General features: G+C 65.4%; 24 protein-coding genes. 13 read left to right on the forward strand and 11 right to left on the reverse strand.

Features of this window, described 5'->3' with window-relative positions; all coding sequences use genetic code 11:
* Window positions 1-37 precede the first annotated feature (37 nt).
* The gene (locus CYJ07_RS04490; protein ID WP_104202639.1) at window positions 38-505 is read left to right on the forward strand and encodes an outer membrane lipoprotein; all 468 of its coding nucleotides are present in this window, start codon (window positions 38-40) and stop codon (window positions 503-505) included.
* Between the two features lie 101 nt (window positions 506-606).
* Here CYJ07_RS04490 and CYJ07_RS04495 read toward each other — a convergent pair whose 3' ends face one another.
* Window positions 607-891 (reverse strand): hypothetical protein, encoded by a 285-nt coding sequence (locus CYJ07_RS04495; RefSeq protein WP_104202484.1) that lies wholly within the window; start codon window positions 889-891, stop codon window positions 607-609.
* 211 nt (window positions 892-1102) lie between these two features.
* On the opposite strand from CYJ07_RS04495, the gene CYJ07_RS04500 reads away from it, so the two are divergent.
* Window positions 1103-1585 (forward strand): FKBP-type peptidyl-prolyl cis-trans isomerase, encoded by a 483-nt coding sequence (locus CYJ07_RS04500; protein WP_104202485.1) that lies wholly within the window; start codon window positions 1103-1105, stop codon window positions 1583-1585.
* Window positions 1586-1649: 64 nt separating this feature from the next.
* Here the strand turns inward: CYJ07_RS04500 and CYJ07_RS04505 are convergent, their stop codons facing one another.
* Together CYJ07_RS04505 and CYJ07_RS04510 are read right to left on the reverse strand one after the other, a co-directional pair.
* A complete protein-coding gene (locus CYJ07_RS04505) occupies window positions 1650-2270 on the reverse strand; it encodes a CDP-alcohol phosphatidyltransferase family protein (RefSeq protein WP_104202486.1) in 621 nt (206 codons plus the stop codon).
* Window positions 2263-4449: an FAD-dependent oxidoreductase gene (locus CYJ07_RS04510; protein WP_104202487.1), complete on the reverse strand. Its 2187-nt coding sequence runs from the start codon at window positions 4447-4449 to the stop codon at window positions 2263-2265. Before CYJ07_RS04510 ends, CYJ07_RS04505 begins: the two co-directional genes overlap by 8 nt.
* Window positions 4450-4555: 106 nt before the next feature.
* Here CYJ07_RS04510 and msrA point away from each other — a divergent pair, with 106 nt between their 5' ends.
* The gene (gene msrA / locus CYJ07_RS04515; RefSeq protein WP_104202488.1) at window positions 4556-5182 is read left to right on the forward strand and encodes a peptide-methionine (S)-S-oxide reductase MsrA; all 627 of its coding nucleotides are present in this window, start codon (window positions 4556-4558) and stop codon (window positions 5180-5182) included.
* 56 nt (window positions 5183-5238) lie between these two features.
* On the opposite strand, the gene CYJ07_RS04520 is transcribed toward msrA, so the two are convergent.
* Window positions 5239-6459, reverse strand: a complete 1221-nt coding sequence (locus CYJ07_RS04520; protein WP_104202489.1) for an MFS transporter — start codon at window positions 6457-6459, stop codon at window positions 5239-5241.
* Between the two features lie 109 nt (window positions 6460-6568).
* On the opposite strand from CYJ07_RS04520, the gene CYJ07_RS04525 reads away from it, so the two are divergent.
* Window positions 6569-7456 (forward strand): LysR family transcriptional regulator, encoded by an 888-nt coding sequence (locus tag CYJ07_RS04525; protein ID WP_104202490.1) that lies wholly within the window; start codon window positions 6569-6571, stop codon window positions 7454-7456.
* 69 nt (window positions 7457-7525) lie between these two features.
* Here CYJ07_RS04525 and CYJ07_RS04530 read toward each other — a convergent pair whose 3' ends face one another.
* The gene (locus tag CYJ07_RS04530) at window positions 7526-8056 is read right to left on the reverse strand and encodes a C40 family peptidase (protein ID WP_104202640.1); all 531 of its coding nucleotides are present in this window, start codon (window positions 8054-8056) and stop codon (window positions 7526-7528) included.
* 314 nt (window positions 8057-8370) lie between these two features.
* Window positions 8371-10830 (reverse strand): DUF1266 domain-containing protein, encoded by a 2460-nt coding sequence (locus tag CYJ07_RS04535; protein WP_104202491.1) that lies wholly within the window; start codon window positions 10828-10830, stop codon window positions 8371-8373.
* Between the two features lie 200 nt (window positions 10831-11030).
* Here CYJ07_RS04535 and CYJ07_RS04540 point away from each other — a divergent pair, with 200 nt between their 5' ends.
* The gene (locus tag CYJ07_RS04540; protein WP_104202492.1) at window positions 11031-12473 is read left to right on the forward strand and encodes an NAD-dependent succinate-semialdehyde dehydrogenase; all 1443 of its coding nucleotides are present in this window, start codon (window positions 11031-11033) and stop codon (window positions 12471-12473) included.
* A gap of 33 nt (window positions 12474-12506) precedes the next feature.
* Entirely contained in the window at window positions 12507-13799 is a 1293-nt protein-coding gene (gene gabT / locus CYJ07_RS04545) for a 4-aminobutyrate--2-oxoglutarate transaminase (protein ID WP_104202493.1), read from the forward strand.
* Window positions 13800-13875: 76 nt separating this feature from the next.
* Here the strand turns inward: gabT and katE are convergent, their stop codons facing one another.
* Window positions 13876-16026: a catalase HPII gene (gene katE, locus CYJ07_RS04550; protein ID WP_104202494.1), complete on the reverse strand. Its 2151-nt coding sequence runs from the start codon at window positions 16024-16026 to the stop codon at window positions 13876-13878.
* 254 nt (window positions 16027-16280) lie between these two features.
* Between katE and CYJ07_RS04555 the strand changes: the two genes are divergently transcribed.
* Window positions 16281-16964, forward strand: a complete 684-nt coding sequence (locus CYJ07_RS04555) for a hypothetical protein (protein WP_104202495.1) — start codon at window positions 16281-16283, stop codon at window positions 16962-16964.
* 85 nt (window positions 16965-17049) lie between these two features.
* Here the strand turns inward: CYJ07_RS04555 and CYJ07_RS04560 are convergent, their stop codons facing one another.
* Both CYJ07_RS04560 and CYJ07_RS04565 read right to left on the reverse strand, forming a co-directional pair.
* Window positions 17050-17292, reverse strand: a complete 243-nt coding sequence (locus CYJ07_RS04560; protein ID WP_104202496.1) for a GlsB/YeaQ/YmgE family stress response membrane protein — start codon at window positions 17290-17292, stop codon at window positions 17050-17052.
* An 85-nt stretch (window positions 17293-17377) separates the two neighbouring features.
* The gene (locus tag CYJ07_RS04565; RefSeq protein ID WP_104202497.1) at window positions 17378-17932 is read right to left on the reverse strand and encodes a DUF924 family protein; all 555 of its coding nucleotides are present in this window, start codon (window positions 17930-17932) and stop codon (window positions 17378-17380) included.
* An 83-nt stretch (window positions 17933-18015) separates the two neighbouring features.
* Here CYJ07_RS04565 and CYJ07_RS04570 point away from each other — a divergent pair, with 83 nt between their 5' ends.
* The 6 genes from CYJ07_RS04570 to CYJ07_RS04595 all read left to right on the forward strand — a co-directional run bounded on the left by CYJ07_RS04570 (window position 18016) and on the right by CYJ07_RS04595 (window position 23546).
* Window positions 18016-18201, forward strand: a complete 186-nt coding sequence (locus tag CYJ07_RS04570; RefSeq protein WP_104202498.1) for a hypothetical protein — start codon at window positions 18016-18018, stop codon at window positions 18199-18201.
* A 142-nt stretch (window positions 18202-18343) separates the two neighbouring features.
* Window positions 18344-19372, forward strand: a complete 1029-nt coding sequence (locus CYJ07_RS04575; RefSeq protein ID WP_104202499.1) for a GlxA family transcriptional regulator — start codon at window positions 18344-18346, stop codon at window positions 19370-19372.
* Entirely contained in the window at window positions 19362-20540 is a 1179-nt protein-coding gene (locus CYJ07_RS04580) for an MFS transporter (RefSeq protein WP_104202500.1), read from the forward strand. The genes CYJ07_RS04575 and CYJ07_RS04580 overlap by 11 nt, the downstream gene beginning before the upstream one ends.
* Window positions 20541-20566: 26 nt before the next feature.
* Complete coding sequence (locus CYJ07_RS04585) at window positions 20567-21958, forward strand: YcjX family GTP-binding protein (RefSeq protein WP_104202501.1); 1392 nt, start codon at window positions 20567-20569, stop codon at window positions 21956-21958.
* The gene (locus CYJ07_RS04590; RefSeq protein ID WP_104202502.1) at window positions 21955-23010 is read left to right on the forward strand and encodes a YcjF family protein; all 1056 of its coding nucleotides are present in this window, start codon (window positions 21955-21957) and stop codon (window positions 23008-23010) included. Before CYJ07_RS04585 ends, CYJ07_RS04590 begins: the two co-directional genes overlap by 4 nt.
* A 95-nt stretch (window positions 23011-23105) precedes the next feature.
* Window positions 23106-23546 carry a universal stress protein gene (locus tag CYJ07_RS04595; protein WP_104202503.1) on the forward strand — a complete coding sequence of 147 codons (441 nt, stop codon included), beginning with the start codon at window positions 23106-23108 and terminating at the stop codon, window positions 23544-23546.
* Here the strand turns inward: CYJ07_RS04595 and CYJ07_RS04600 are convergent.
* Together CYJ07_RS04600 and CYJ07_RS04605 are read right to left on the reverse strand one after the other, a co-directional pair.
* Entirely contained in the window at window positions 23533-24804 is a 1272-nt protein-coding gene (locus CYJ07_RS04600) for a DUF1479 domain-containing protein (protein ID WP_104202504.1), read from the reverse strand. The two genes, CYJ07_RS04595 and CYJ07_RS04600, sit on opposite strands and share 14 nt — an antisense overlap.
* A 13-nt stretch (window positions 24805-24817) precedes the next feature.
* Window positions 24818-25939 carry an ABC transporter ATP-binding protein gene (locus tag CYJ07_RS04605; RefSeq protein WP_104202505.1) on the reverse strand — a complete coding sequence of 374 codons (1122 nt, stop codon included), beginning with the start codon at window positions 25937-25939 and terminating at the stop codon, window positions 24818-24820.
* Window positions 25940-25958 lie beyond the last annotated feature (19 nt).

The following is a 25958-nucleotide window of genomic DNA, read 5'->3' on the forward strand; positions in this document are numbered from 1 at the left end:
CCGCAAACGCGGCTTCGACTCGACCATGGAGGTGTTCATGAAGCGTCTTCTCCCCGTAGTGGCCCTAGGTATGTTGACCCTGGCCGGCTGCGCCAACACATCCACCATGGGTGGCGAAGTCTACCGAGGCAGCCAGGCCCAGACCTCCCAGACCGTAACCTTTGGCACCATCACCGCACTGCGCCCAGTTCAGATCCAGGCCGACAGCCGCCTGGGCGGGCTGATCGGCACCGGCGGCGGCGCCGTGATCGGCGGCCTGCTCGGCAGCCAGGTAGGCGGCGGTTCCGGTCGGCGCCTGGCAACCGCGGCCGGGGCCATCGGTGGTGCCGTGGCGGGCAGCTCGGCCGAAGAGTCGGCCAACCGGGTACGCGCTTGGGAGATGGAAATCCGTCGCGATGACGGCCAGAACGTCGTGGTGGTACAGAAAGCCGATCGCGACTTCCAGGTAGGCCAGCGCGTGCGCCTCATCGGCAGCGGTGCCAACGTTAGCGTTGCGCCCTACTGAGCGGCCCCCTGCGAGAGCCCCATCGCTTCAGTTCTATCGATACGGAAAGGCCCGCGGCACTGCCGCGGGCCTTCTTCATTCCGTCACCGGCAAGATCACCCTCAGTGGAAATTGGCCCTGCCCAGCGCCCAGTCCGCCAGCTTCTTGACGACCAGCAGCAGGACCGCCACGACGATGGCCGTCAGCAACATGTCGATGGGGCGTACCAGCGTGGTGGCACCGATCACCGCGAGCGCCAGGCTCCATACCCAGCGATTGTCGTGACCGCTCTTGAGGACCCGGGGCATGATCTTGTTAAGCCCCGGGCTGACGGACGATTCCCACTTGATGTAGCTGAAGTAGAAAATCAGAGCGAAGGCGATCAGCCAGAGCACAGTTACGGTCATGGGCACACTCCAAGCAAAGGGTTGGCTCGATAAGGGATGTAAAGTGAATTCAGCTAGGGTAGTCGCGGGGCTCCAAGGGCGCAACCGCGCGAAAAGGCGTGAATGACATTCAGGTGCTGCCTGGCCTGCCTGAAAATTTCTCCCAACCCCTGACAGTCCCGGCATCGCGCGTTACCATGGTTTCTACATGCACTCACCGAAAGGTTCCTTCATGCAGATTGCGCAGAATTCCGTCGTCAAGTTCCATTACACCCTGACCAACGACGCAGGTGAGGTGCTGGACAGTTCGGAAGGCCGTCAGCCGCTGACCTATCTTCACGGCGCCGGCAATATCATTCCTGGGCTGGAGAAGCAGCTTGAAGGCCACGAAGTCGGCGAAAAGCTCAACGTATCCGTCTCTCCCGAAGAGGGGTACGGTGAAGTGCAGCCGCAGCTGGTGCAGGAAGTGCCGCGCGATGCCTTCCAGGGCGTCGAAGCCGTGGAGCCGGGCATGCAGTTCCAGGCCCAGACCCAGGGCGGCCCGCTGATGGTCACCGTGACCAAGGTGGAAGGCGACACCGTGACGGTGGACGGCAATCATCCGCTGGCCGGCCAGAAGCTCAACTTCGACGTCGAGATCGCCGATGTGCGCGAAGCCAGCCAGGAAGAGCTCGAGCACGGCCATGTGCACGGCGAAGGTGGCGTCGAGCACTGAACATCCCCGTTCGACACGACACCGAGGGCAGCCGAAGAGGCTGCCCTTTTCGTTTCCTGGCGTTCTATCGCTCCAGTTGGCGCAGGGTGCGATAGCCACCCCATAGTCGCATGGTCGTAGTGATCAGGCAGGCCACGGCGAAGAGCGTGGCGAGCAGCGGAAAGTGGGCCGGGAAAAGGCAGAAGACCACAAAGGCCAGGATGGTTTCGGTGCCTTCGGTGAGCCCATGCAGGTAATAGAAGGCCTTCTTCTGGAAATGCGGCCGCTCCAGGCCGTGTCGTGTCGCCATGATGGCGAACGCCAGGAACGAAGTGCCGGTGCCGATGAAGGCGAACAGCAATAGGGCCGCCGGCAGCGCATGGGTCTCGGGCTCGGCCAGAGCGAAGCCCAGGACCACCGCGGCGTAGAAGACGAAGTCCAGGCCGATATCGAGGAAGCCTCCCGCGTCACTGGCTCGGCCACTGTGGCGAGCCACGGCGCCATCCACGCCATCGCCAAGGCGATTGAGCAAGATCGCGACCAGCGCGGTGAGGTACCACTCCAGCGCCAGCAACGGTAGAGACAGCATACCGACGGCGAAAGCCACCACGGTTACCTGGTCGGGTTGCACTCCCCAGGCGTCGAGTCGCCTCGCCAGCCACCGGAGGGGCGGCTGGGTCATCGGCATGGTCCAGCGGTCAAGCATTCCGACGACCCTCCCTGCGCCAACGGAAATAGCGTGCCATCCAGCCCAGCAGGCGTTCGGGCTTATGGGCATTTTTCCAGCGCCCGGCCGTTGCCTTGGTCGCCTCCGACCAGGTCGGATAGGGGTGTACCGTGCCCAGCAGCTTGTTGAGACCGATGCCTCGCGTCATCGCCAGAGTGAACTCGGCGAGCATTTCGCCAGCACCCTGCCCGACGATGCTGGCGCCGAGAATACGATCCCTGCCGGGCACGGTCAGCACCTTGACGAAGCCTTCGGTACGACCCTCGGCAATGGCCCGATCCAGGTCGGACAATGCATAGCGGGTCACCTCGAAGTCGATGCCCTGGGCACGGGCTTCGCACTCGCTTAGCCCCACCCGCGCCACTTCCGGCTCGGTATAGGTGACTGACGGCAGCGCCCGATAGCTGACCCGGAAGCGCTTGAGCTCACCGAACAGTGCGTTGATCGTGGCATGCCAGGCCTGGTGGGCGCTGGCATGGGTCAACTGGAACGGCCCCGCCACGTCGCCGCAGGCCCAGACGTTGGGCAATACGCTCTGCAGCTGTTCGTTCACCGCCAAGGTGCCGTCCTCGCGCGTTTCCACGCCCAGCGCCTCCAGTCCCAGGCCCTCGACGTTGGCCTGCCGCCCCACCGCCACCAGCAAACGGTCGAAAGCCAGTCGCTGGGTTTCGAGTTCGCCGCCCGCCCGGCGTCGCTCCACCACCAGGACATCGGCGCCATCCTCGTCGGCCCCCGGCTCCACGCGCACGGCGCGAGTCTCGAGCCAAAGGTCGATACCCTCTCGCTCGAATCGCTCGCGCAGGGCTTCGGCCGCATCCGAATCCTCGCGCGGCAACAGCTGGGGGCCCTTCTGCACCAGGCTGACACGACTGCCCAGACGCGCAAAGCTCTGCCCGATCTCGCAGCCGATGGGGCCGCCACCGAGCACCACGAGGCGCCCGGGCAGCGCGTCGAGCTGCCATAGGTTGTCCGATGTCAGCGCCTCGATCCGTTCGAGCCCCGGCAAGTCGGGCATGCGTGGCCGGGCGCCGCTGGCAATGATCACGTGGCGCGTGGTCAACACGCGTTCGCCCTCGGCGCCGCCTACGCGTATGCGCCAGGGATCGTCGAGCCTCGCCTCGCCCGGCACGACCTCGACCCCCAGCTCTTCGTAGCGTTCGCGACTGTCGTGGGGCTCCACCTCGCCTACGGCGCGTCGCACGTGAGCCATGACTTCGCCGAACGCGATGCGCGGCTCACCCGCATGAATACCGTAGCGACGGGCCCCGCGAACCTCCTCCGCCACCCTTGCCGCGCGAATCAGCGCTTTTGACGGCACGCAGCCGGTATTGAGGCAATCCCCTCCCAGGCGGTCGCGCTCGACCAGCCCCACCCTCGCCTTCACTGCCGCGGCGATATAACTCGCCACCAGCCCGGCGGAGCCGGCGCCGATCACCACGATGTCATAATCGAAGCGTGACGGCCGGTGAAAGCGCCGAGCCAGGCGACGTCGCCGAACGACGGCCACCAGGGCGCGCGCCATCCACGGGAACAGACCGATCAGCACGAAAGAGCCGACCAGACCCGGCGAAAGGATGCCGGACAGCGACTGAAGTTCACCCAGTTCGCGCCCCGCGTTCACGTATACCGCCGTGCCCGGCAGCATGCCCAGTTGGCTGATCCAGTAGAATGTCCACAGGCGCATGCGCGTCAGCCCCATCACCAGGTTGATGACGAAGAAGGGAAACAGCGGGATCAGTCGCAGCGTAAAGAGGTAGAAGGCCCCCTCCCGTCGGATGCCGGCGTTGATGCGTTCGAGCTGGGGAGCAAAGCGCCTCTCGAGCGGACCGCGCAGCAGGGTGCGAGCGATCAGCGCGGCCAGGGTCGCCCCCAGGGAACTGGCGAAGGAGATGATCAAAAGCCCCCAGCCGAGGCCGAACAGCGCCCCACCCAGTACCGTCAACAGTGTGGCCCCGGGCAGGGACAGCGCCGCCATGAGCACATAAATGGCGAAGAATCCACCGATGACCGTGACCGGATCACGCACCAGCCAGGCCTGGAAACGCGCCTGCTCCGCTTGTAGGTTGGTCAGGGTCAGCAGCTCGTCGACGCCGCTCAGGAAAAAAGCGACGACCAGGACAACGATAAGCGCAACGATCCACAGGCGGTGGCGAGACAAGGGGCGACTCCGAGTTGAAGGCGTTCCGAAGATATTAAACAGAGGTTATACGGAACCTGGGTCTCGTAATAGCCTCAAACCTGAAGCCTGTCACGAGGAGAGCCCCATGGCCCTGTTACGCAACGCTTCGCTCGTCAGTTTGATATCGATAGCCCTGTCGGTCGGCGCGGCCAGTGCCGAGGAGGAGGCTGAGGGTACGGCCACTGCGGTTTTCGGCGGCGGCTGCTTCTGGTGCGTCGAGGAGGCGTTCGACGAGGTGGAGGGTGTCGTCTCGACCACCTCGGGGTACAGCGGCGGCCATGTCGAGAATCCCAGCTACGAACAAGTCGTCGCCGGCGGTACCGGCCATGTCGAGGTCGTCGAGGTGGAATACGACCCCCGACAGGTCGACTACGCGGAACTGCTGCACGTGTTCTGGCGCAATGTCGACCCCTTCGCCGAGAATCGTCAGTTCTGCGACGAGGGCGAGAGTTATCGTAGCGTGATCTACACCGCCAGCGATGAGGAGCGTGAACTGGCCGAGGCCAGCCGAGACGAACTCGTCGAGCGCTTCGATCGGGACATCGCCACAGAGATCACTTCCTTCGAGACGTTCTATCCCGCCGAGGAGTACCATCAGGACTACTATCGCAAGAATCCGGTGCGCTACAACTTCTACAAGTCGGCCTGCGGCCGCGAGGATCGTCTCGAGGAAGTGTGGGGCGACGAAGCCGGAGGTGGGAAGGCGCACTGAGCTTCCCCAGCGTGACACGGCCGGATCGGGCGGCGTTTACCGCTCGCACCCGATAGTCAATGGGTCGGTTTACCTGAAGCCGCTGGCGCCCCTCGCTGCGAGGCGCACTCGCCCCACCATAGCCGCAGCGCAATACCCAGTGTCACCGTCAGCAGTAGCCAGGAGCCGATGGCCACGCCGAGCCAGCCGCCACGCTGCCAGAACGGCTCCAGCCAGACGCTGCCCAGGCTCGCTCCCATGTAATAGAACACCAGATAGAGCGCGGAGGCGCTGCCCCGGGCCCGCTGTGCCTGACGACTGACCCAGCTCGACGCCATGGAGTGAGCGAGGAAGAAGCCAACGGCATTGACGGTGAGGCCCGCGACGATCCAGGCCAGCGAGTTCGACAACGTGATCAGGGTACCGCCCATGAGGATCGCGATGCCGAGCAGCATGCAGGCCGGCTGGCTCAGGCGGCGCGCCAGCCGCCCCGAGAGCGCCGAACTCAGGGTCCCGCCCAGGTAGGTCAGAAAGATCATGCCCAGCCAGCGTGCGCCGAGTCCGAACGGCTCGTCGGCCAGGCGAAAGGTGATGTAGCTGTACTGATTGATGAAAATGAGAAAATTGACACCGCCAAGCAGGTAGGCCGCAAGCAGTGGCGGATGGCGCAGATGCCCTCCCAGGTCCGCCAGCGCCGCGCGCAGTTCGAAGCGGCGCGGGGTGAACTGTCGGGGCGCTGGCAGCAGTTTCCAGAACAGCGCCACTCCGGCCAGGGTCAGCCCCCCCACCGCCAGGAAGCCAGCGCTGGCGCCGCCGATCTCGCCGACGCCCCCTCCGATCAGGCGACCTCCGATGCCGCCTAGGGTGTTGGCCCCGATATAAAGCCCCACGGCCGAGAGCAGCGCCGGCCGATCGAATTCGTCGCCCATCCAGGCAATCGCCACCGCCGGCAGCCCACCGAGAACGAACCCCTGAACCAGACGCACTGCCAGCAGCGTCTCGAAATTGGGCGCAAGGGCCAGGGCCAGCGAACAGAGCCCCGCCAGCAGCAACGTCACGCGCATGATAGCGCCGCGACCGATGGCGTCCGACAGCGGTCCGAAGACCAGCAGCGCGCCTGCGAGGGACAGGGTGGCGACCGACATGACCAGGCTGACCCCCAGCGTCGAAACCCCGTAGGCGTGACGCAAGTCAGGCAGCAGCGGCTGTGGGGCATAGAGATTGACGAACACCAGGATGGAGCCGAGGCAGAGCGCCAGGGTGGCGCGCCACCAGGCTCGCGTACGCAATGTGATCATTCAGGCAACCTGAGCGGGAAACTTGCCTTGCATGTTCGCCTGTGCTGTATGATAAGCCAAACAGGATAAAACGATCACAGCCATCTTGATTTCTTATGGATATCCACACATGGCCCTCCCCTTCGATCTGCGTGCGCTGCGGGTTTTCCTCTGCGTCGCCGACCGCGGCGGCTTCAGCGCCGCCGCCCGCAACCTCCACGTGGCGCAGTCGGCCGTCAGCCAGACCGTGGCCAATCTGGAGCGTCAGCTCGAACTGACCTTGTTTCATCGGCATGAACGGCGCATTGGCCTGACGCCCGAAGGCGAGGCGCTCTATGCGCATGCGCACGAACTCATTGAGCGCGCCGAAGCCACCCACTTGGCCATGCGCGAGCTGCACGGCCTGGTGAAGGGGGAAGTTCGCATCGGTATTCCGTCGATGCTCGGCTCCTATTACTTCCCGCCGCTATTGATGGGGTTCAAGGCGCAGCACCCCGGCATCCGGCTGACCGTGGTGGAAGCCGGCGCGCGCCGCCTGCAGCGTATGATCGCCGACGGTGAGCTGGATCTCGGCGTGGTGATCGACGACGAGCAGAGCCAGCCCATGGAGCGGCGGCGGTTGCTCCGCGAGGAGATGGTGGTCTGCGTGCCGCGAGCACACCCCTTTTCCGGGCGGTCCAGCGTCAGCGCCGAGGAGTTCTTCCGAGAGCCGCTGGTGCTGTTCCAGGATGGCTACTTCCACCGGGAATTCGTCGACACCCTATCGCAGCGAACCGGCTTCGTCGCCAACGTGGCCTTTCAGTCGAACCTGATCCCGTTGACCAAGGCGATCGTGCGTCAAGGCTTCGGCATCACTACCTTCCTGCGCCGGGTCGTGGACGAATCGGAGCTGGCCGCCGTCTCCTTCGACACCCCGGCCTGGCTCGACCTGTCGCTGGCCTGGGCGCGGAATGCCTATCTCTCGCGCGCCGAGCGCGCGTTTGTCGAGTACGTCGTCGCCCACCGCGAAGTCTTGTAGCTGGTAAAAGACCTGTCGGAGATAAAGTGCCTGCGCTCAAGCCACGGGATTGGAAATGTCAGCCTTGCTTCAACCTTGGTCCGGCTCGGTAATGCGCAGCGCCAGGGTGGTCGGCTCCAGGGTCCGGCGGGCCTGCCAGTAGTAGCGCTGCCAGTAGCTGTTGTCGAGCTCGGAGATGATTACGCCCTGAGAAGTCGAGGCGTGGAGGAAGTAGCCATCGCCGACGTAGATGCCCACGTGATCGTAACGTCCGGGAGGACGGAAGAAGACCAGGTCGCCGACCTGCAACTCGTCACGGGCAATCGGCGTGCCTTGCTGAACCTGCTCGCCGGTTGAACGCGGCAGCTCGAGGCGAAAGGTCTCACTGAACACGTTCTGTACCAGCGCCGAACAGTCGATGCCGCGGCGGGAGGTTCCCCCCAGCCGGTAAGGGGTCCCCGCCCAGCGCTCGTGCTGTGCCAGCAATGCCTCGCGCACCAGCTCGGGCGGCGGGTTGTGCAGACTGCTGACGCGCGAAATGGGGTTATCCACCGGCGACATCATGGGATTCGACGACATGCCGGGAAGCTGTCGTGCGAAGTAGTCGTCGGGTGCTTCCAATGAAGAGGACGAGGTTCCGGCACATCCGGACAGCAAGGCGAGCAAAAAACCCAGCAACGCGATACGACGCGATCCCGTGGCAACCATCTTGCGAGGTTCCTCGTTCTCTGAGCCGCACGCATACTCGGGTGGAGCAATGGCTCTACCTGACATTCCCGAGAGGATCGCTGTGGGAGTGATGCTGACAGCACCGCTGTCCGTACCACTGCCAGAGCGGCCTTGCGGCGACTCGTGACATGGTGAAGGCTCCGTTAATCGGGAGCCGATCTCGAAACAAGCCGACTATAAACTACATCTAAGTTTCATGGCGATGCCTAATGTAGCGTTCTTATATCACCCGGTAATGTATCGATATGCAGCGGTGCCCAATGCCGCGGCCTGGCGCCGGGAAAATCGAGGCTCGCCCAAGGGCCGGCCAGCGGCGGCGCTCCGGACAGCCAGGCCACCAGCGCTTGGCGGAAGCCACCGAGAAAGGCCTCCCGTTCGGGCGTCTCGCCCATGAAGAACGAGAACCCGGCGTATAGTCCACGCGCGTACTCTTCCCAGCTGCCGTAGTGCTCGGCAGCTAAGGTATAGGCCCGCTCCAGCACGCTGCTGAACGCCGCGCCGTCCAGCCAGCCGAGCTGACGTCCGGCGATGGCCAGGTCCACGGCCTGGGCCACGTCCCAGGCGGTCATGTCCAGTTCGTTGCAACCGTCGGTATTGTCACGCACGCGCTGCAGGCGCAGCAGGTGGTTGCGATCATCTTCGCTGCAGTCACCCGATTCCAGCACGGCGATTTCAGAGCCCAGCCGCTGGCTATTCAATGTATAGGGAGCATAGTTAATCTGATACTCCTGCCGATCGCCGGCTTCGAGCAGGAAGTCAAGAAACTCAACCAGCTCGGCGCGTCCGTGCAGCCCATAGTGACCATCGATCCACTCATGTATGGCGGTCGACTCGCGCTCGCTCTCCCTGTGCGGCTCGCTCCAGGCGGCATTATTGAGCGGCCCGACCAGTGCCATGGCGGTGAAGCGCGACAACGTGGGGCGTGGCCCCGGCTCCTGCCACTGGGTGCTACGCCAGTCTAGCCAATGGAACGGGCTGCCCGGGTCCTCGAGATGCCAGCGGATCTCGTTGACCAATGATGGATGTTCGCCCTCGGGCAGCAGCGTCTCCCATTGGGCCCAGGCCTCGAGCAGGCGGCGCGAATCGGGATAGAAGCGACACAAGGTACCGCGCAACGCCTCGGCCAACGCTTGCAGGGCGGCGTCATCGAAGGCTTCGCTATCCATCGCCATTTGCAGATAAAAGGCGTACTTCTCGGCCATATGAATGGTGGCGGCATGGCGTGAGCCCTGCTTCAGCGCCTCCAGGCTGACGAGATCGGCAGCCTCGGGGCGTCCGAACGGCGTATTCGGCGATGGCAAGGCGCCGTGAACGGCATCCGCTGCCAGCTGATTGAGATGGTGCGCCTGGGCGGGTAGCCAATAGCGCGCCAGTGCCTCCGTCCCCTCGTCGGGATGCAGTCCCAGGGTCTCGTCGAGATAGCGCAGCGCATCGGCACGCCGCTCGGGCGCCAGGGGAGCGGCCGGACCCTGGCGCATGCCGAATTCGGGTTCGCGTACCGATGCCAGCGCCAGCACCCAGTGGCGCGGCGAACGTCGCCAGTCCGCCAACGCCCGGCGCGATGCGTCACGCTCCTCGTCGCTCAAGAGCTGTGGCAGCGGGGTACGCCACGGGCTGACCGGCGACTGCAACAATAGCCCCCAGTCGCGCTGCATCTCGCCCAGACGATCGCGCCCTTCGAACAGGCTGCATCCCCGCTGGTAGGCGCGCGCCACCGCGGACCAGTCGCTATAGCGGCGCAGGACCAGATCTGCCCCATGATTGGCAAACGCCTGCGCTTCGACGGCCTCGAGCCAGCCGGCACAGATACCGGCCCAGGCCAGGTCGACCAGTCGCAGCCAGTCCCAGGCGGCCCATTCCAACGGCTCGCCGCGCTCGACGAAGGCGAGCAGCACCTGGCCATACTCGCGCTCGGCACCGGCGAGCCCTGTCAGCCATTCCTGTCGTCCGCGCTCGTCTTCCATCAACAGCCGTGTGGCATCGAGATCCCACCCCTGACGGTGCCCGTGGCCGGCCAGCCACAGCAGGCTCTGAATCAGCCCGGTGCGATCGTTGATCTGCCAGTGGCTCCCCAGCCATTCGCGTGCGTCCGGCCAGTCGACCGCGCCCGCCGGCGCGACCAGCACCGGGGAAAAAGCCGCGCGCAGGCGCCAGGCACGCGCCTCGGGGGCATCCGGCCATAGCGACGCCGTCTCGCGATGGGTTGTGATCCATTCGGTCAACGTCTGCCAGGTAATTCCCTCGCCGTCGCGCTCTAGGGCGGCCAAGGCTTCGCACGCTTCATGAAAGCCATCGTCGCCCCGCACCCAACCCTCCGCGCTCCGGGCGCGTCGCAGCGCTTCGAGCCAGGTTTCCAGGCTCGCGTGCTGACGAACGATCTCATCGGTCAACCGCAGCAGCCAGCTGCGCACGCGCGCTTCGGGTAGCCAGCCGGCCGCCCCCGCCAAGGCCAGCAGTTCGAGCGCTGCCAACAACTTGGCCGGGTCGGCCGGGCCGACGCCGAAGGTCTCGACCAGGCGCCAGCCCAACTCGCCGCGATCGGCCACGTCCAACGCTCGCAGCCTGGCCTGGGCCGCATCGGGTTCGATCGCGATGGGTTCGGGCTCGAAGGCCCAGCCGCACAACACCAGCTGTTGAGCCCACCAGGCGTAAAGGGGATCGACCAAGGCTCACCTCGACGTTCAAACACGGGAAGGATACGGACTCGCCGTACCGAGAAATCGGCGCCTAGTGTAGCGGAAAGCGTAGCGTACGCCGATGGCTGGCCGGTGGAAAAAAGCCGCATGGCACAGGGTGAGGAAGCTTGGCGAAATGTTTTAAATAATGCACACTCAGCTGACAAGATAATCAACACAGTGGAGCCCCCATGCCCTTCTCAGCGGAAATCATCGACAAGGCCTACATCGCGGGCCAGTGGCGCGGCGGCGAGCGCCGCTTCGCCGTGACCGACCCCGCCACCGGCGAGACCCTGGCCAACGTACCCGACCTTACCGCAGACGACGCCCGCGACGCTCTCGCCGCTGCCGAAGCAGCCTGGCCGGCCTGGCGCCGGCAAACCGCCAAGCAGCGCGCCACCCTGCTGCGTGCGTGGTACGACGCCATCATGGCCCATCAGGAGCCGCTGGCCCGACTGATGACGCGCGAACAGGGCAAGCCGCTGGCGGAATCCCGAGGCGAAGTCGCCTATGGTGCGTCGTTCGTGGAGTTCTACGCCGAAGAAGCCAAGCGCATGGCAGGCGAGACGCTGCCAAGCCATGGTGCCGACAAGCGCATCCTGGTGCTGCGCGAGCCCATCGGCGTAGTGGCAGCGATCACGCCGTGGAACTTCCCGCTGGCGATGATCACCCGCAAGTGCGCCCCGGCACTAGCGGCCGGCTGCCCGGTGGTGATCAAGCCGGCCGAGGCCACGCCGCTGACCGCCCTGGCGCTGGCGAAGCTGGCCGAGGACGTCGGCTTCCCCGCCGGCGTACTCAACGTGATCACGGCGAGTCAGCCGGCGGTGATCGGCGAGGTGCTGACCACCGACCCGCGCGTGCGCAAGGTCTCCTTCACCGGCTCCACCCCGGTGGGCAAACGCCTGCTGGCCCAGTGCGCCGCAACGGTCAAGAAAGCTTCAATGGAACTCGGCGGCAATGCCCCCTTCATCGTCTTCGATGATGCCGACCTGGATGCCGCCGTCGAGGGCGCGGTGGCCTCGAAGTATCGCAACTCGGGCCAGACCTGCGTATGCACCAACCGCCTGCTGGTGCAGGCAGGCGTCTACGACGCCTTCGTTGCCAAGCTGGCCGCCCGCGTGGCTGAGCTCAAGGTAGGCAACGGCCTCGATGAGGGCGTGATGCAAGGGCCGCTGATCAACCCGGCCGCGGTCGACAAGGTGCGCTCGCATATCGCCGACGCGCTGGGCAAGGGTGCGCGCCTGGTATGCGGCGGTGAGCCCCATGCCCTGGGCGGCACCTTCTTCCAGCCCACCGTGCTCGCCGACGTCACCGACGAGATGCGCGTGGCCCGTGAAGAGACCTTCGGTCCCCTGGCGCCGGTCTTTCGCTTCGACACCGATGCACAGGCCGTCGCCATGGCCAACGCCACCGAGTTCGGCCTGGCGGCCTATTTCTACGCGCGCGACTATCGGCGTATCTGGCATGTCATGGAGGGCCTGGAGTATGGCATGGTGGCAGTCAACGAAGGGATTCTCTCCACCGAGCTAGCGCCCTTCGGCGGTGTCAAGGAATCCGGCCTGGGTCGCGAAGGGTCGCATCACGGTCTGGATGAATTCACTGAACTAAAATACGTCTGTGTCGGCGGCCTGTGATCGCCCGCAACGTTCTTGCATGGAGGTAGCTAGATGACTAACGCACAGCTCAACGAACTCAAGCAGCGCTACGTGGCCAACGGTGCCGCAAGCCCAGCAACCCAGTTCGCCGATCGCGCCGAGAACGCCCTCGTGTGGGATGCCGACGGCAATCGTATCATCGACTTCGCCGGCGGCATCGGCGTGCTCAATATCGGGCATCGCCATCCCAAGGTGGTGGAGGCGGTGAAAGCCCAGCTCGACCGTGTCATGCACACCTGTCAGACCGTGATGCCCTACGAAGGCTACGTGAAGGTCGCCGAAAAGCTGAGCCAGATCACCCCCGTGCGTGGCCACGCCAAGGTGATGCTGGCCAACTCCGGCGCCGAGGCGCTGGAAAACGCGGTGAAAATCGCCCGTGCCGCCACCGGCAAGAACAACGTGATCTGCTTCGACGGCGGCTATCACGGCCGCACCTTCATGACCATGGCCATGAACGGCAAGGTGGCGCCCTACGCCACCGACTTCGGCAGCATGCCGGGCAACGTCTTCCGCGCGCCCTACCCGGTGCCCTATCACGGGGTCAGCGAGGACGAGGCGCTGCGTGGCCTGAAGATGGCCATCAAGACCGACGCCAACCCGCACGACACTGCAGCCATCGTGCTCGAGCCGGTGCTCGGCGAAGGTGGCTTCTACCCCGCCCCGACCAGCTTCCTCAAGGCGATCCGCGAGATCTGCGACGAGCACGGCATGCTGATGATCGTCGACGAAGTGCAGTCCGGCTTCGGCCGTACCGGCAAGATGTTCGCCATCGAGCACAGCGGCGTCGAACCGGACATTATCACCATGGCCAAGAGCATGGCCGACGGCATGCCGATCTCCGCCGTAGTGGGCACCGACAAGGTGATGGACGCCTCGGGCCCCAACTCGCTGGGCGGCACCTACACCGGTAGCCCGGTCTCGTGTGCGGCAACGCTCGCCGTGCTCGAGGTCTTCGAGCAGGAGAACATTCTCGAGAAGAGCCAGGCGCTCGGCGACAAGCTGGCCAAGCGCTTCGCGCAGTGGCAGCAGGAGTTCGACTGCGTGGACAACGGCCGCAACCTGGGCGCCATGGCGGCGATCGACCTGGTCACCGACAGGGCCAACCACACCCCGGATGCCGACCTTGCCGCCGCACTGTGCAAGAAGACTCGCGAGAAGGGTCTGATCCTGCTCTCCTGCGGTCTCTACGGCAACACCATCCGCTTCCTGATGCCGGTCACCATAGAGGACGAGGTGCTCGAGGAGGGCCTCGGCATCGTCGAGGCCGCGCTCAAGGAACTGGTCGGCACCACGGCTACCGCCTGATCTCTTCCCGTCGCTAAACGCCCGCTGGCTCTTGCCGGCGGGCGTTTCCGTTTGCGCCATATCGTCGCGCAGGAAGTTATGCAGGCATATCGTTCGCTTTCGGATCCCGCGCCCAAACCCGATGCTGCCCCATGGCATCGCGCAGCGGGGTAAAGACATCGTCCACTGCGGCGCCCAACAGAATGCCCTCCTCGGCAGTGGGCACGCCCGCAGCGTCCAGCAACGCCTTGCCCTCGCCCACCGCGGCGATGGCTTTGAGGTGCTTGTAGGCCTCCTGGACGTAGTAGCGGCCCTGCCCCGACCGGGCCAGCGAATCGACGCTCGCACTTCCACCCGGCACGAATACCGCATCCATGGCCACCGACGGCATGCCATTGAGCATGGCGTCGGGCGTCACGCTTTTGCCGTCGGCCGCCTTCACCGGTGCCATGCTGGGAGCGATCACCATGCCCTGGGCGCCTTCGGCCTCGAGCCGTTTCTTGATCGCCTCGACCTGACCGGCGTCGACGCCCTCGGCCACCAGAATGGCAACCTTGCGATACTTGATGTTGCCGGGCAGGCGCGCCATGAGGCTCAGCGCCGGAGAGTCCAGCTGTGAACTGGTGCCCAGCTCCTCCGGGGCGGCCGGCTTGCTCGTCGGCGCTTCGAGGCCGTGGTTCTCGCCTACGCGGCGCGCCAGTTCCAGGTCGATGTTGGGCAGTATCTCCTTGATCATGCGCTCGCGAATCCAGGGACGCTTCACCTTGGAGAGTTCAAAGGTATAGGCGGCGATGATGTGCTCCTTCTCCACTTCGGTCTGGCTGTTCCAGAACAGGGTGGCCTGGGAGTAGTGATCGCCGAACGAGGGGCTTCGGGCGCGGACCTTGCGCGCGTCGATACGCTCGTGATAGCTCTCGAAGCCGCCGTTCTCGGGGCCCGCCGGCGTCTCGGTGGGCCAGCCATCGTCGATCGAGTTGGGCTCGTAGGACGCCTGGCCCTTGTTGATGGTCTGGCGGTGCATCGAGTCGCGCTGATTGTTGTGCACCGGGCATACCGGCTGGTTGATGGGGATCTCGTTGAAGTTGGGCCCGCCCAGACGCAGCATCTGAGTATCCAGGTAGGAGAACAGCCGCCCCTGCAGCAACGGATCGTTGGTGAAGTCGATGCCCGGAATCACGTGGGCCGGATTGAAGGCGACTTGCTCGGTCTCGGCGAAGAAATTATCCGGGTTGCGGTTGAGCACCATCTTGCCGATGGGAGTGACGGGCACCTGCTCCTCGGGAATGATCTTGGTCGGGTCGAGCAGATCGAAGTCGAACTTGTGCTCGTCCTCTTCCTCGACGACTTGAATGCCAAATTCGTATTCGAGGTAGTCGCCGTTCTCGATGTCCTCCCACATCATGCGGCGATTGAAGTCGGGATCGCGTCCCCAGAGCTTCTGCGCCTCGTCCCAGATCAGCGAGCAGGTGCCAGCCAGCGGCTTCCAGTGGAACTTCACGAAGCGCGACTTGCCCTGCTTGTCGATCAAGCGGAAGGTGTGCACGCCGAAACCTTCCATGTTGCGATAATGCCGGGGAAAGGCGCGGTCGGACATGGTCCACAGCACCATGTGGGTCGACTCCGGCATCAGCGAGACGAAATCCCAGAAGGTGTCGTGGGCCGACTGACCTTGGGGGATCTCGTTGTGCGGCTCGGGCTTCACCGCGTGCACGAAGTCGGGGAACTTGATGGCATCCTGAATGAAGAATACCGGCATGTTGTTGGCCACCAGGTCCCAGTTGCCCTCGTCGGTATAGAACTTGGTGGCGAAACCGCGTACGTCGCGCACGGTATCGTTGGAGCCACGTGAGCCCTGTACCGTGGAGAACCGTACGAAGACCGGCGTTTTCTTGCCGGGATCCTGAAACAGGCCGGCCTTGGAGTACTGGGCGGCGTTGTCGTAGGGCTGGAAGTAGCCGTGAGCCGCCGCGCCGCGGGCGTGCACGATGCGCTCGGGGATACGTTCGTTGTCGAAGTGGTTGAGCTTCTCGCGGAAGATGAAGTCCTCGAGCAGCGTCGAGCCCCGTTCACCCGCTTTCAACGAGTTGTGGTTGTCGGCGATCCGTGTGCCGTGGTTGGTACGCAGGTCGTGCCCCTCGGCGTCACTGCGGTATTTCTCCAGGTTTTCCGACTTGCTGTGTTCGGTGGTCTTGAAGCTTGTGTCGTTCGGCTTTCCGCTGTTGGGCGTGGTGTGGGGATTGTTCGCCATGATCGCATTCCTTTTCGGCCGGTTCGTTTCCTCCCTCGCTCCCCCGCCGGTCGAAGACAGTTAGGCGGAGGCGATGGTTTGCGCTTCGCCTGAAAGGTAGTTCCGCCCTCAAGGGGTGCCAATCAACCGAAACTATGGGTACAAAAGGAAACATTTATCGCGTTTCACTTCATTTAGCGTCGACCGATACTCGGGGAGCGAAGCGGGGCGGCATTAGCTGCCTCATCCGAGCATGGTGATCAAGGGACCCTGACATGAAGCAGAAGACGACGACCGGACTTGCCCTCGCCCTATGCCTGCTGGGCACACCGCTGGTCCAGGCCGACGATGGCCGTATGACGCTGGGGGCGGTAGCCGGTACCACCGGACTCGGCGTGGACCTGGCCTGGCGCTACAACGAACGCTTCGGTGTCTCCGCCCGCTATACCGGCGGGATCGAATGGAATACCGACTACAGCACCGACGACGTCAATTACGATGGTGACGTGAATCTGGCGGGCGGCAAGCTGACGCTGGACTACTACCCCTTCACGACCGGCTTCTTTCTGAGCGCGGGCCTTATGTTGCCCGATATCGACGCCGACATCGTGGGTCGTCCTCGGAATGCAACCTACCGGTTCAATGGCCAGGAATACCCGGTCGATGCCCTCGGCACTCTGAATGGCAAGGTCACCCTCGCCGACGGCGTCCAGCCCTACGCGGGGCTCGGCTGGCGCCAATCGCACCGCAGCGGTTTCGGGATCTTCGCCGAGGTCGGCGTGATCCCCACCGATCCGGACGTTTCGCTGAGAACATCGGAAGGATACGAAAACTGGGACAATCCGATTTCGGCACAGCTGCGCGAGGAGATCCGCCAGGAGGAAAAGCGGCTCAAGGACGAGGCCGAAAAATGGCCGGTGTATCCCGTTGCCGTGCTGGGCGTGAGCTATACGTTCTAGGGGCCCGCTCGCGCCCGCTGGCAATAGACGCAAACGACTCGGCCCGGGCAAGCCCGGGCCGAGTGGTGTCAGGAGAGTTGAACGGCTAAGTCTTACGAACCTTGGCGATGATCCATAGCAGCACGACCGCGCCCACCGTCGCCGTGACCAGCGAGCCGATGAAGCCCCCGGCCTCGAGTCCCAGCAGACTGAACATAAAGCCGCCGATCAGCGCGCCCACAATGCCCACACCAATGTTCCCAAGAATGCCGAAACCGCCGCCGCGCATGATATTGCCGGCGATCCAGCCGGCCAGGCCACCGATGATCAGCCAGGCGATGAATCCCATATCGTCTCTCCTTTCCTTGTGGTCGATACTATCGTTCGAGGCAGCTCCAATGATGCCCCGGTGCATCCTTTAAAAAAAGGGTAGCTCAAAATGACGAGCCGGGCTGTTCTAGGAAAGCCAGCTCCTCGGTCGTGGATGCCCGGCCGAGAATGGCGTTGCGGTGCGGGTAGCGGCCGAAACGCAGCAGAATGTCCCGGTGCAGGCGCTCGAAACGCAAGTTCTCTTCCAGCCCCGGCTGATCGAACAGTCGCAATGCCTCGTCGTGAACCTTGAGCGACTCGCTGTGCATGTAAGGCATGTAGAGAAAGCTACGCCAAAGCACTCCGAATTCACGGTCGATGTCCAGGGCCACGGCCTCCTGGGCCAGTACCAGCGCCATCGGATCCTGAGCGAACGCCCGCGGGTCGTCGCGGTAAAGGTTGCGCGAAAACTGGTCAAGCACCAGGATCTCGGCAAGCCGGCCCTGAGGCGTGTCGCGCCATTGCCATAGCTCGCCGGCGGCGGCCGCCGCATGCAACGCACCGAAGCGCTGGCGAATGTGCGCATCGAGCTCGGCATCCTTGCGAAACCAGTGGACGGGCTGGAGCTCCTCGAACCAGAAGGCGATCACTTCGTCCTGCAGCGGCAGCATCGCGCTCATACGTTTCCTCGCGGTCGGACAGCGACTGGTATCATCGCTCAAGGTTTAGCACCTTTTCGTTTGCATTCGCTACAGGAGTCGTCATGGCGCCTCTGGACATGCTGGGCATGTTCGCCTTCGTCTTCAATCTGGTCGGGCTGATAATCTGCATCGTCGGGCTGACCCTGGCCCAGCGCATGCCGAAGCGTTGGCCGGGCTATACCCTGGCCGGCGTGGGCTTCGTCATCGCTGCCACGCCGCTCTGGGCGCAGCTGCTGGCCAACCTTTGAGCGACAGCGCCACGCTGGGTGAAGGTGGCGTACCGCCCGGGTGTCGGGAACGGTGCGATGATGTCTGTTTCGGTGGGACATTGGTCATTGCGGACATGCGTCGCCGAGGTGAAACTGGCCTCTCAACCCGGAGGGAGCCGTCATGCCCCGCACCGTCGTCTTTCTGGCTTACCCCGACTGCCAACTGTTGGATGTCAGCGGGCCGTGGCAGGTGTTCGCCTCGGCCAACGATCTGAGCGGCCACCCGCTCTATCGGCTCCATCTGGCCGCCGATGCGCCGGGCAGCCTGCCGACCAACGGCGGATTGCCGCTGCAGGCGGATACGGCCTGGTCCGCGCTGGATGCGCTCGGCCCGTTGGATACACTATTGGTCGCCGGGGGCCGAGGGGTGATGGCCCAGCGCAACCACGCCGAACTGCTCGCCATGCTGCGTCAGCAGGCCGAGCGGGTATCCCGGTTGGGCTCGATCTGCACCGGTGCCTTCCTGCTCGCCGCAGCGGGGCTGCTCGACGGCCACCGGGCCACGACCCATTGGCGCCACTGCGCCCAGTTTGCCCACGAATACCCCGAGGTTCGCGTCGTACCCGATGCGCTCTACGTCGAATCGGCCGGACGCTATACCAGCGCCGGCGTCACCGCCGGCATCGACCTGGCCCTGTCGCTGCTCGAAGCGGATCACGGCAGTGGCCTGGCCGGTCAGGTCGCCCGTGAGTTGGTGTTGTTCCTGCGACGCCCCGGTGGGCAGTCGCAGTTCAGCGAAGTATTGGCCAGTCATGGCCGCGTCAGCGGTGCGCTGCGTCGACTGCTCGACCGACTCCACGCCGACCCCGCCGCGCCCCATCGTCTAGAGGAACTGGCCGAATCGGTGGGCGTGACGCCGCGCCACCTGTCGCGGCTCTTCCGACGCCAGCTCGACACCACCCCGGGCGCTTACCTGACCCGGCTGCGCCTGGAGCAGGCCCGCCTGGCGCTGATCGACGACCACCGGCCACCACCGCTGGAACGCCTGGCCCGGCAGTGGCGGCTGGGCGGCGCCGAGCAGCTGCGACGCCTGTTCCAGCGTCATTACGGCATTTCCCCTACGCTATATCACCAGCGCTTCGGCCCGTGCAGCGAGCCGACAACCCACCAAGTCGAACGAGTCCGCCCAGGAGCCCACCATGCCTCTTAGTGTCACGCTGCTGTCCCTGTGCCAGGCGCTGTTGGTCAGCGGCAATATCCTGCTGATCGCGGTCTCGCCGCTGATCGGGTCTCGCCTCGCTCCCGACCCGGCCTGGTCCACCGCTCCGGTCGCCACCCAGTGGCTGGGATTGATGTGCGCCACCATTCCCGCGTCGCTGATCATGGCGCGCCTGGGGCGCAAGCGGGGCTTCGTACTGGGCAATCTGATGGGGCTCGTCGGCGTGGCGGTGGCGGCCCAGGCGCTGGTTGCCGAAGCCTTTCTGCCCTTCATGCTGGGAACCTGGCTGATCGGCATCGGCATCGGCTTCGGCCAGCTCTATCGCTTCGCCGCCGTGGAGGCCGCCCCGCAGGCCCTGCGCGACCGGGCCATCGGGCTGGTCATGGGTGGTGGCGTGCTGGCCGCCTTCTTCGGCCCATGGCTGGCCCGTATCAGCCGTGAAGCCGCCACCACGCCCTTCCTCGGCAGCTTCCTCGGCCTGGGGGCACTCTACCTGGTAGCGCTGATGGTGTTGCTGGCGATTCGTCTGCCGCCACCGGAAGCGACCCATGGCCAGGGTCAACCGCGACCGCTCGGCGAGATCGTGCGGCAGCCGGCGTTCCTGGTCGCAGCGCTGTCGGCGCTGATCGGCTACGGGGTGATGAACCTGGCGATGACCGCCACACCGCTGGCCATGGCGGGGGCTGGCCATCACTTCGATCACGTCGCCACCACGATTCAGTGGCACGTGCTGGCGATGTTTCTGCCTTCGTTCGTTACCGGTCATCTGACCGCTCGCTTCGGTGCACCGAGAATGATCGCGCTCGGCTGTGCGCTGCTGGCAGTGAGCGGCCTGGCGTCACAGGTCGAGGCCGGCGTGACCGGCTTCAATGTCGCCCTGATCCTGCTCGGGCTGGGCTGGAACTTCACTTTTTTGCCCGCGACCGGCCTGCTCACGGAAGCTTACCGGCCAGAGGAGAAGGCCCGCACCCAGGCCGCCAACGAGTTTCTGGTGTTCACTACGGTGGCCGCCACCGCGCTGCTTGCCGGGCCGCTGGTGAACCTGCTCGGCTGGTCCCTGCTCAACGCCCTGCTGGTGCCAATGTCGCTGGTGCCGATCGTCCTGCTCGCCTGGCAACGCCTTGCCAGACGCGGCCAAGACCCTCACATTAGCGGCTGACACTGCTGTGAAGGGATTCCTCGCCGATGCGCCAGTCGCTCACCCGGGAGCTGACCAATCTGATCGAACGCGGCCGCGACCGCCAGCTGCGCCTGGCGGTCACCGGGCTTTCCCGCTCGGGCAAGACCGCCTTTCTCACTTCGCTGGTCAACCAGCTGCGCCACGCCGGCCTGGAGGCGCGACTGGACCTGATGCCGGCGGCCCGCGAGGGGCGGCTGCTGGGTGCCCGGCGGGTCAGCCAGCCCGACCTGGGCGTACCGCGCTTTCCCTACGACCAGGCCATAGCGGCGCTTGATGCCGACCCGCCTCGCTGGCCCGAGCCCACCCGCGGCATCAGCGAACTGCGATTGACGATCCGCTACCGTCCGGCACGCCGGGGGCTGCTGCGCAGCGAGACCGCCGAGCTCAGTCTTGACCTGTTCGACTACCCCGGCGAGTGGCTGCTCGACCTGCCGCTGCTGGGCCATAACTACCTCGACTGGAGCCGGAGCATGCTGGCAGGCGCCGGTGAGCAGCGCCGCGCCCTGCTGGGCGAATGGGAGGCCGCCGCCGCCGGGCTCGACCCCGCCGCCGAAGCCAACGAAGCCGAGCTCGCCGACATCGCCGCGCTCTACGCCCGCAGCCTGCAGACCGCCCGCGAGGCGGGATTCGCCAACCTGCAGCCGGGGCGCTTCCTGCTGCCAGGCGACCTGGAAGGGGCGCCGGTGCTGCAGTTCTTCCCACTGCCGGCGCTGCGCGAGACCGACGACGCCGAGCTTGCCAAGCTGCCGTCGCAGAGCGTCTATGCCACGTTGGCGGCGCGCTTTCGCCACTATCAGCAACACATCGTGCGACCCTTCTATCGCAATCACTTCCGCCGCTTCGACCGGCAGATAGTGCTCGTCGACGTACTCGGCGCCCTCAATGCCGGGCCGGAGCGCTTCGAGGATCTTTCCCGAGCGCTTGGCACGCTGATGCAGAGCTTCGATTACGGTAAGCGCAGCCTGCTCTCGCGGCTGTTCGCGCCGCGCATCGATCGCCTGGCGATCGCCTCGACCAAGGCCGACCACGTCACGCCGGAACAGCACGCCAACCTGACCGCGCTGCTCGAGGCCCTGCTGGCCGAGCCGCTTCAGGACCTGCGCTACGCCGACGTGCCGGTCAAGGCCCTTTCGCTCGCCGCGATTCGCGCCACCGATGCCTTGGAAGTCACTCACCAGAATCAACGCACGCCGGCGCTGCGCGGCACCACGCTCGAGGGCGAGGAGGTGCTCATGTTCCCGGGCGAGGTACCAGGACGGCTACCCGAGGCCGATTTCTGGACCCGACAGGGTTTCGAATTCCGCGCCTTTCGCCCCGCCCCGCGGGACAATGGCGCCCTGCCCCATATCCGCCTCGACGCCGCGCTCGACTGGCTGATCGGAGACAAGTTGCAATGAGCGACCCCCAACGCCAAGGCACGCCAGACGACGATCCGCGCCCGGCCCGCCGCTTTACCCTCGACGAGCCGCCTCCCCTGTCGGCTGGCGAGGTTCCGCGCCCGCGCCAGGAGTTCGACAGGCAGCTGCCCGCTCGCCCTCTGGAGGAGCCACTACCGAATGCCGCCGAACGCGACCTCGACGTCAGCCTGGGGCGCCCGCGCAAGCGGCGCTGGGGGCTGCTGACCCTGCTCGCTGGTGGCCTGGCCCTGGGCACGGCGGAGCTCGCCCTGCGCCTGCCCCAAGCCCTGCTCGGCGGCGACTGGCTCTCCAGCGGCTGGCACCTGCTGGGGCTCGGCGCCATCACCCTGGGTGCGGGGGCACTGCTGCGCGAGGCCTGGCGGCTACGCCGTCTCAAGCGTCACGACGCGCTACGCCAGCGCCTGGCCCAACTGCCACAGGCCAATACCAAGCAGGCGCTCGATTTAGCCCAGGTGCTCAAGCGCCAGCTCCGGCTCGACGACGACCACCCACACTGGCAGGCTTTCCTCGCCGCCCGCGAGCCGCATCACGCCGGCGCGGAAGTGCAGGCGTTGCTGGCCCACCACCTGCTCGCGCCGCGCGACCGCGAGGCCCGCCGCATGATTTCGCGCATGGCCGGCGAGACTGCCGTGATGGTGGCGGTGAGCCCGTTGACACTGGTCGACATGGCCGTGGTGGCGTGGCGCAACCTGGCGATGATCGATCGCCTCTGCCGCCTCTACGGCCTCGAGCTGGGTTACGCCAGTCGCCTGCGCCTGCTGCGCACGGTGCTCTCCAACATGGCCTTCGCCGGCGCCACCGAGATGGCCAGCGACGCCGGGGTGGAGCTGCTGTCGCTCAATCTGGCCAGTCGGCTCTCGGCGCGTGCCGGCCAGGGCATGGGAGTGGGTCTGCTCACGGCGCGTCTCGGCTTGCGTACCCTGCGTCTCACTCGGCCGCTGGTGTTCGCCGAAGGCGAAGCGCCGCGCATGGCCGACCTGCGTCGCGAGCTGTGGCAGCAGCTACGCCGGTTAGAGGACAAGCAGGGCTGAGCGGGATTGGCGCCGACTTGACCCCGGTCATGACGTCCTGCACGGGAGGCGCTAGTCTCGGGGAATAGTTCGCTCACCCCGCAGGAGGTCTCACCATGTTCCACTCCATCCTGGTTCCCGTCGACGGTTCCGAAGGCGCCAAGAAGGCCCTCGAGGTCGCCTGTCAACTGGCCGACCGGGCCGACGCCACCCTGCATATCCTGCACGTTCCCGAGGAACTCTCCCATGAGACGACGCTGGTCTGGGGGATCGGCGCCATCGCCATCGAAGCCTCGCGCCAGGAACTCGAGGACGTCGGGCGTCAGGTGGTGGACAAGGCCGCCGAGTCGGCCCGTAACCTGGGCGTCACCAAGATCGAGACCGTCATCGGTCAGGGCGACCCCGCCCGCGCCATCGTCAGCGAGGCCAGACGGCGCGGCGTCGAGGCCATCGTCATGGGCAGCCGCGGCCTCAGCGACCTGCGAGGGCTGGTGGTGGGCAGCGTCTCCCACAAGGTCAGCCATGTGGCCGACTGCAGCGTGATCACGGTTCGCTAGCGCTGAAGCCCATCTGTTGACGGCCGAGGGGCGTGAGGAGGTCGGATGTCGCGCGCCCCTCGAATCCCACCTCGAAGTGGTCGGGGGCAAAGTCCGGCGGCGTGCGCCCCGCCTCGAAGGCCTCGCGTTGTCCGCGCAGGTAGGCCGCGTTCTTCTCGCACCAAGGGGCCGAGCCGATGTACATCACGTTGCTGTCGTGTTCACCGTCGTGCTCGGGGTCGACGGCGTGTACCACGTCGCAGTGCCACCACACGGTATCGCCGGGTTCGAGATCGGGAATCGGCGTCATCGCCTCGATCAGCGGCGCATGCCAGGAGGGATCCGCCGAGAGGGCGCGCCCCGGCCGGGCGCCACACAGGTCGTCCTCGGCGACATCGTCCTGAAGCGCACGCAGCAGGAGGTACGCCATCACGTTGGCGATTGGCGCCAGATTCAGCGTTCCGGCTCCGGAGCGCTGCGGCGTCAGGGCGGTCCAGCCTTGAAAGGTACGAAACATCGAACATACCGCGGGCGAAGGAAACTCGCGGACCTGTGTCCTGCCTTCGCCGTCGAAAGGATCGAAGCGCCCCGACTCACCGGCAAAGACATGGCGGTACACGTAGCGAAAGTTCGCATCCAGCCAGCGCTCGACCGAGCCGCCATCGACGTGCGGCGATAGACCCAGGCTCGCCGACCCCGGCGGACGGCGGCGGATCCGATCGGCATAGGTCGCCATGCGCTCGGGATCGAAATGCTGGTGTCCGTGGCTCGAGGTCTTCCATAGCCGGTTGAGAAAGACCTGGGCTTGCTGCAGGCGCTCGCTTTGACGCGCCTGGACCTGAGGCTGCGACCAGTAGACACCATAGATTTGCGGCTTTCCCTGGGCGAGGTTGCCGAAGTAGCTGTCCTCAGCGGCGTGGGCCAGGCGCTCCTCGAAGCGATTCGTCTCTAGGTAGCGACCGATGTCAGCGTTCCATTGACTCGCCAGGCCGCGTTCGAACACGCCGGCGATCACGCATGCGCCGGTGACCCTAACCTGGTGACGCCGAGCGTCGTCGATCCGCCCCGACACGATGTCGTCGATATCGATGCGCGGGATCGGGTTTCCCCCCCGTTCGCGACAGGCGCGTATCGCGTCGACCTGCCTCAGCAGATCCGTCTCCACTTCCAGAAAGGCCTGGCGGTAGTTCGGCAGCGCCCCGCGCAGCGTTCGCTTCACTTGCCGAATGGCGTCGGGCAGATCGTCGTCGCCGATTCCGAATGGGTTGGCTAGCGTCATGTGCGTCTCCTCTTCAGGCCAAACGCTTCTCCGTCTCGCTGTCGAACAGCACCGCGCGAGCCATGTCGATGCGCAGCGCCAGGCGCTCACCCGCGGTGGCCCGACACTTGGGCCCGACCCGGGCCGTCGCCTCCCCTTCACCCAGCCGCAGCTGCAGCAGGATGTCGGCGCCGGTGGGCTCGACCACGGTGATACGCGGCGTGAGCAGCACGCCCTCGTCGTAGTCGCTCAGCCGCGCATCGTCCTCGGTGAAATGCTCGGGTCGCAGTCCCAAGATCACCGGTTTTCCGACTCGCTCGGCCATGGCCGGTGTCTGTCGTGCGTTCGGCCAGGGCAGTTGCAGTGTCTCCTCGCCCGGTGTATCGACGCGCAGCCGATACTTGCCCGCCTCGCTCTCCAGCGTTGCGGCGATGAAGTTCATCGACGGCGAGCCCATGAAGCCGGCCACGAAGATGTCCACCGGGTCGTTGTAGACCTCGTCGGGAGAGCCGAGTTGGAGGATGCGGCCGTCGCGCATCACCGCGATGCAGTCGGCGAGCGTCATGGCCTCGATCTGGTCGTGAGTGACGTAGACGATGGTCGTCCCGAGGCGCTGGTGCAGCTTCTTTATCTCGGTGCGCATGTCGACGCGCAGCTTGGCATCGAGATTGGAGAGCGGCTCGTCGAACAGGTAGACCTTGGGTTCACGCGCCAGCGCCCTGCCCATCGCCACCCGCTGACGCTGGCCACCGGAGAGCTGCGACGGCTTGCGATCGAGTAGATGCGAGATCTGCAGCAGGTCGGCGACCCGCTCGACGGCGGCTTCGCGCTCGGCCTTGGGCACCTTGCGCATTTCCAGTCCGAAGCTGATGTTCTGGCGCACCGTCATGCTCGGATAGAGCGCATAGGACTGAAAGACCATGGCGATATCGCGCTCCGCCGGGGTCTGCCAGGTGACCTCCTCGCCAGCGATGCGGATCTCTCCGGAGGTGACCGGCTCCAGACCGGCGATGGCGTTCATCAGCGTCGACTTGCCGCAACCCGACGGCCCCACCAGAATCAGAAACTCTCCCGAGTCGATCGCCAGGCTGACATCCTTGAGCACTTGCTCGCTGCCGAAATCCTTGCAGACGTTACGAATTTCCAAAGCTGCCATGTCGATAACCTCTTGTTGT

Origin of the sequence: Billgrantia saliphila (assembly GCF_002930105.1) — a bacterium.
Classification (GTDB): domain Bacteria; phylum Pseudomonadota; class Gammaproteobacteria; order Pseudomonadales; family Halomonadaceae; genus Halomonas; species Halomonas saliphila.

Coding starts and splice junctions, on each gene's coding strand:
- CYJ07_RS04605 (WP_104202505.1), bottom strand. CDS start 25,939: ATGGCAGCTTTGGAAATTCGTAACGTCTGCAAGGATTTCGGCAGCGAG.
- CYJ07_RS04575 (WP_104202499.1), top strand. CDS start 18,344: ATGCCCCGCACCGTCGTCTTTCTGGCTTACCCCGACTGCCAACTGTTG.
- CYJ07_RS04585 (WP_104202501.1), top strand. CDS start 20,567: ATGCGCCAGTCGCTCACCCGGGAGCTGACCAATCTGATCGAACGCGGC.
- CYJ07_RS04490 (WP_104202639.1), top strand. CDS start 38: ATGAAGCGTCTTCTCCCCGTAGTGGCCCTAGGTATGTTGACCCTGGCC.
- CYJ07_RS04570 (WP_104202498.1), top strand. CDS start 18,016: ATGGCGCCTCTGGACATGCTGGGCATGTTCGCCTTCGTCTTCAATCTG.
- CYJ07_RS04600 (WP_104202504.1), bottom strand. CDS start 24,804: ATGACGCTAGCCAACCCATTCGGAATCGGCGACGACGATCTGCCCGAC.
- gabT (WP_104202493.1), top strand. CDS start 12,507: ATGACTAACGCACAGCTCAACGAACTCAAGCAGCGCTACGTGGCCAAC.
- katE (WP_104202494.1), bottom strand. CDS start 16,026: ATGGCGAACAATCCCCACACCACGCCCAACAGCGGAAAGCCGAACGAC.
- CYJ07_RS04560 (WP_104202496.1), bottom strand. CDS start 17,292: ATGGGATTCATCGCCTGGCTGATCATCGGTGGCCTGGCCGGCTGGATC.
- CYJ07_RS04590 (WP_104202502.1), top strand. CDS start 21,955: ATGAGCGACCCCCAACGCCAAGGCACGCCAGACGACGATCCGCGCCCG.
- CYJ07_RS04540 (WP_104202492.1), top strand. CDS start 11,031: ATGCCCTTCTCAGCGGAAATCATCGACAAGGCCTACATCGCGGGCCAG.
- msrA (WP_104202488.1), top strand. CDS start 4,556: ATGGCCCTGTTACGCAACGCTTCGCTCGTCAGTTTGATATCGATAGCC.
- CYJ07_RS04525 (WP_104202490.1), top strand. CDS start 6,569: ATGGCCCTCCCCTTCGATCTGCGTGCGCTGCGGGTTTTCCTCTGCGTC.
- CYJ07_RS04505 (WP_104202486.1), bottom strand. CDS start 2,270: ATGCTTGACCGCTGGACCATGCCGATGACCCAGCCGCCCCTCCGGTGG.
- CYJ07_RS04495 (WP_104202484.1), bottom strand. CDS start 891: ATGACCGTAACTGTGCTCTGGCTGATCGCCTTCGCTCTGATTTTCTAC.
- CYJ07_RS04580 (WP_104202500.1), top strand. CDS start 19,362: ATGCCTCTTAGTGTCACGCTGCTGTCCCTGTGCCAGGCGCTGTTGGTC.
- CYJ07_RS04555 (WP_104202495.1), top strand. CDS start 16,281: ATGAAGCAGAAGACGACGACCGGACTTGCCCTCGCCCTATGCCTGCTG.
- CYJ07_RS04500 (WP_104202485.1), top strand. CDS start 1,103: ATGCAGATTGCGCAGAATTCCGTCGTCAAGTTCCATTACACCCTGACC.
- CYJ07_RS04595 (WP_104202503.1), top strand. CDS start 23,106: ATGTTCCACTCCATCCTGGTTCCCGTCGACGGTTCCGAAGGCGCCAAG.
- CYJ07_RS04520 (WP_104202489.1), bottom strand. CDS start 6,459: ATGATCACATTGCGTACGCGAGCCTGGTGGCGCGCCACCCTGGCGCTC.
- CYJ07_RS04565 (WP_104202497.1), bottom strand. CDS start 17,932: ATGAGCGCGATGCTGCCGCTGCAGGACGAAGTGATCGCCTTCTGGTTC.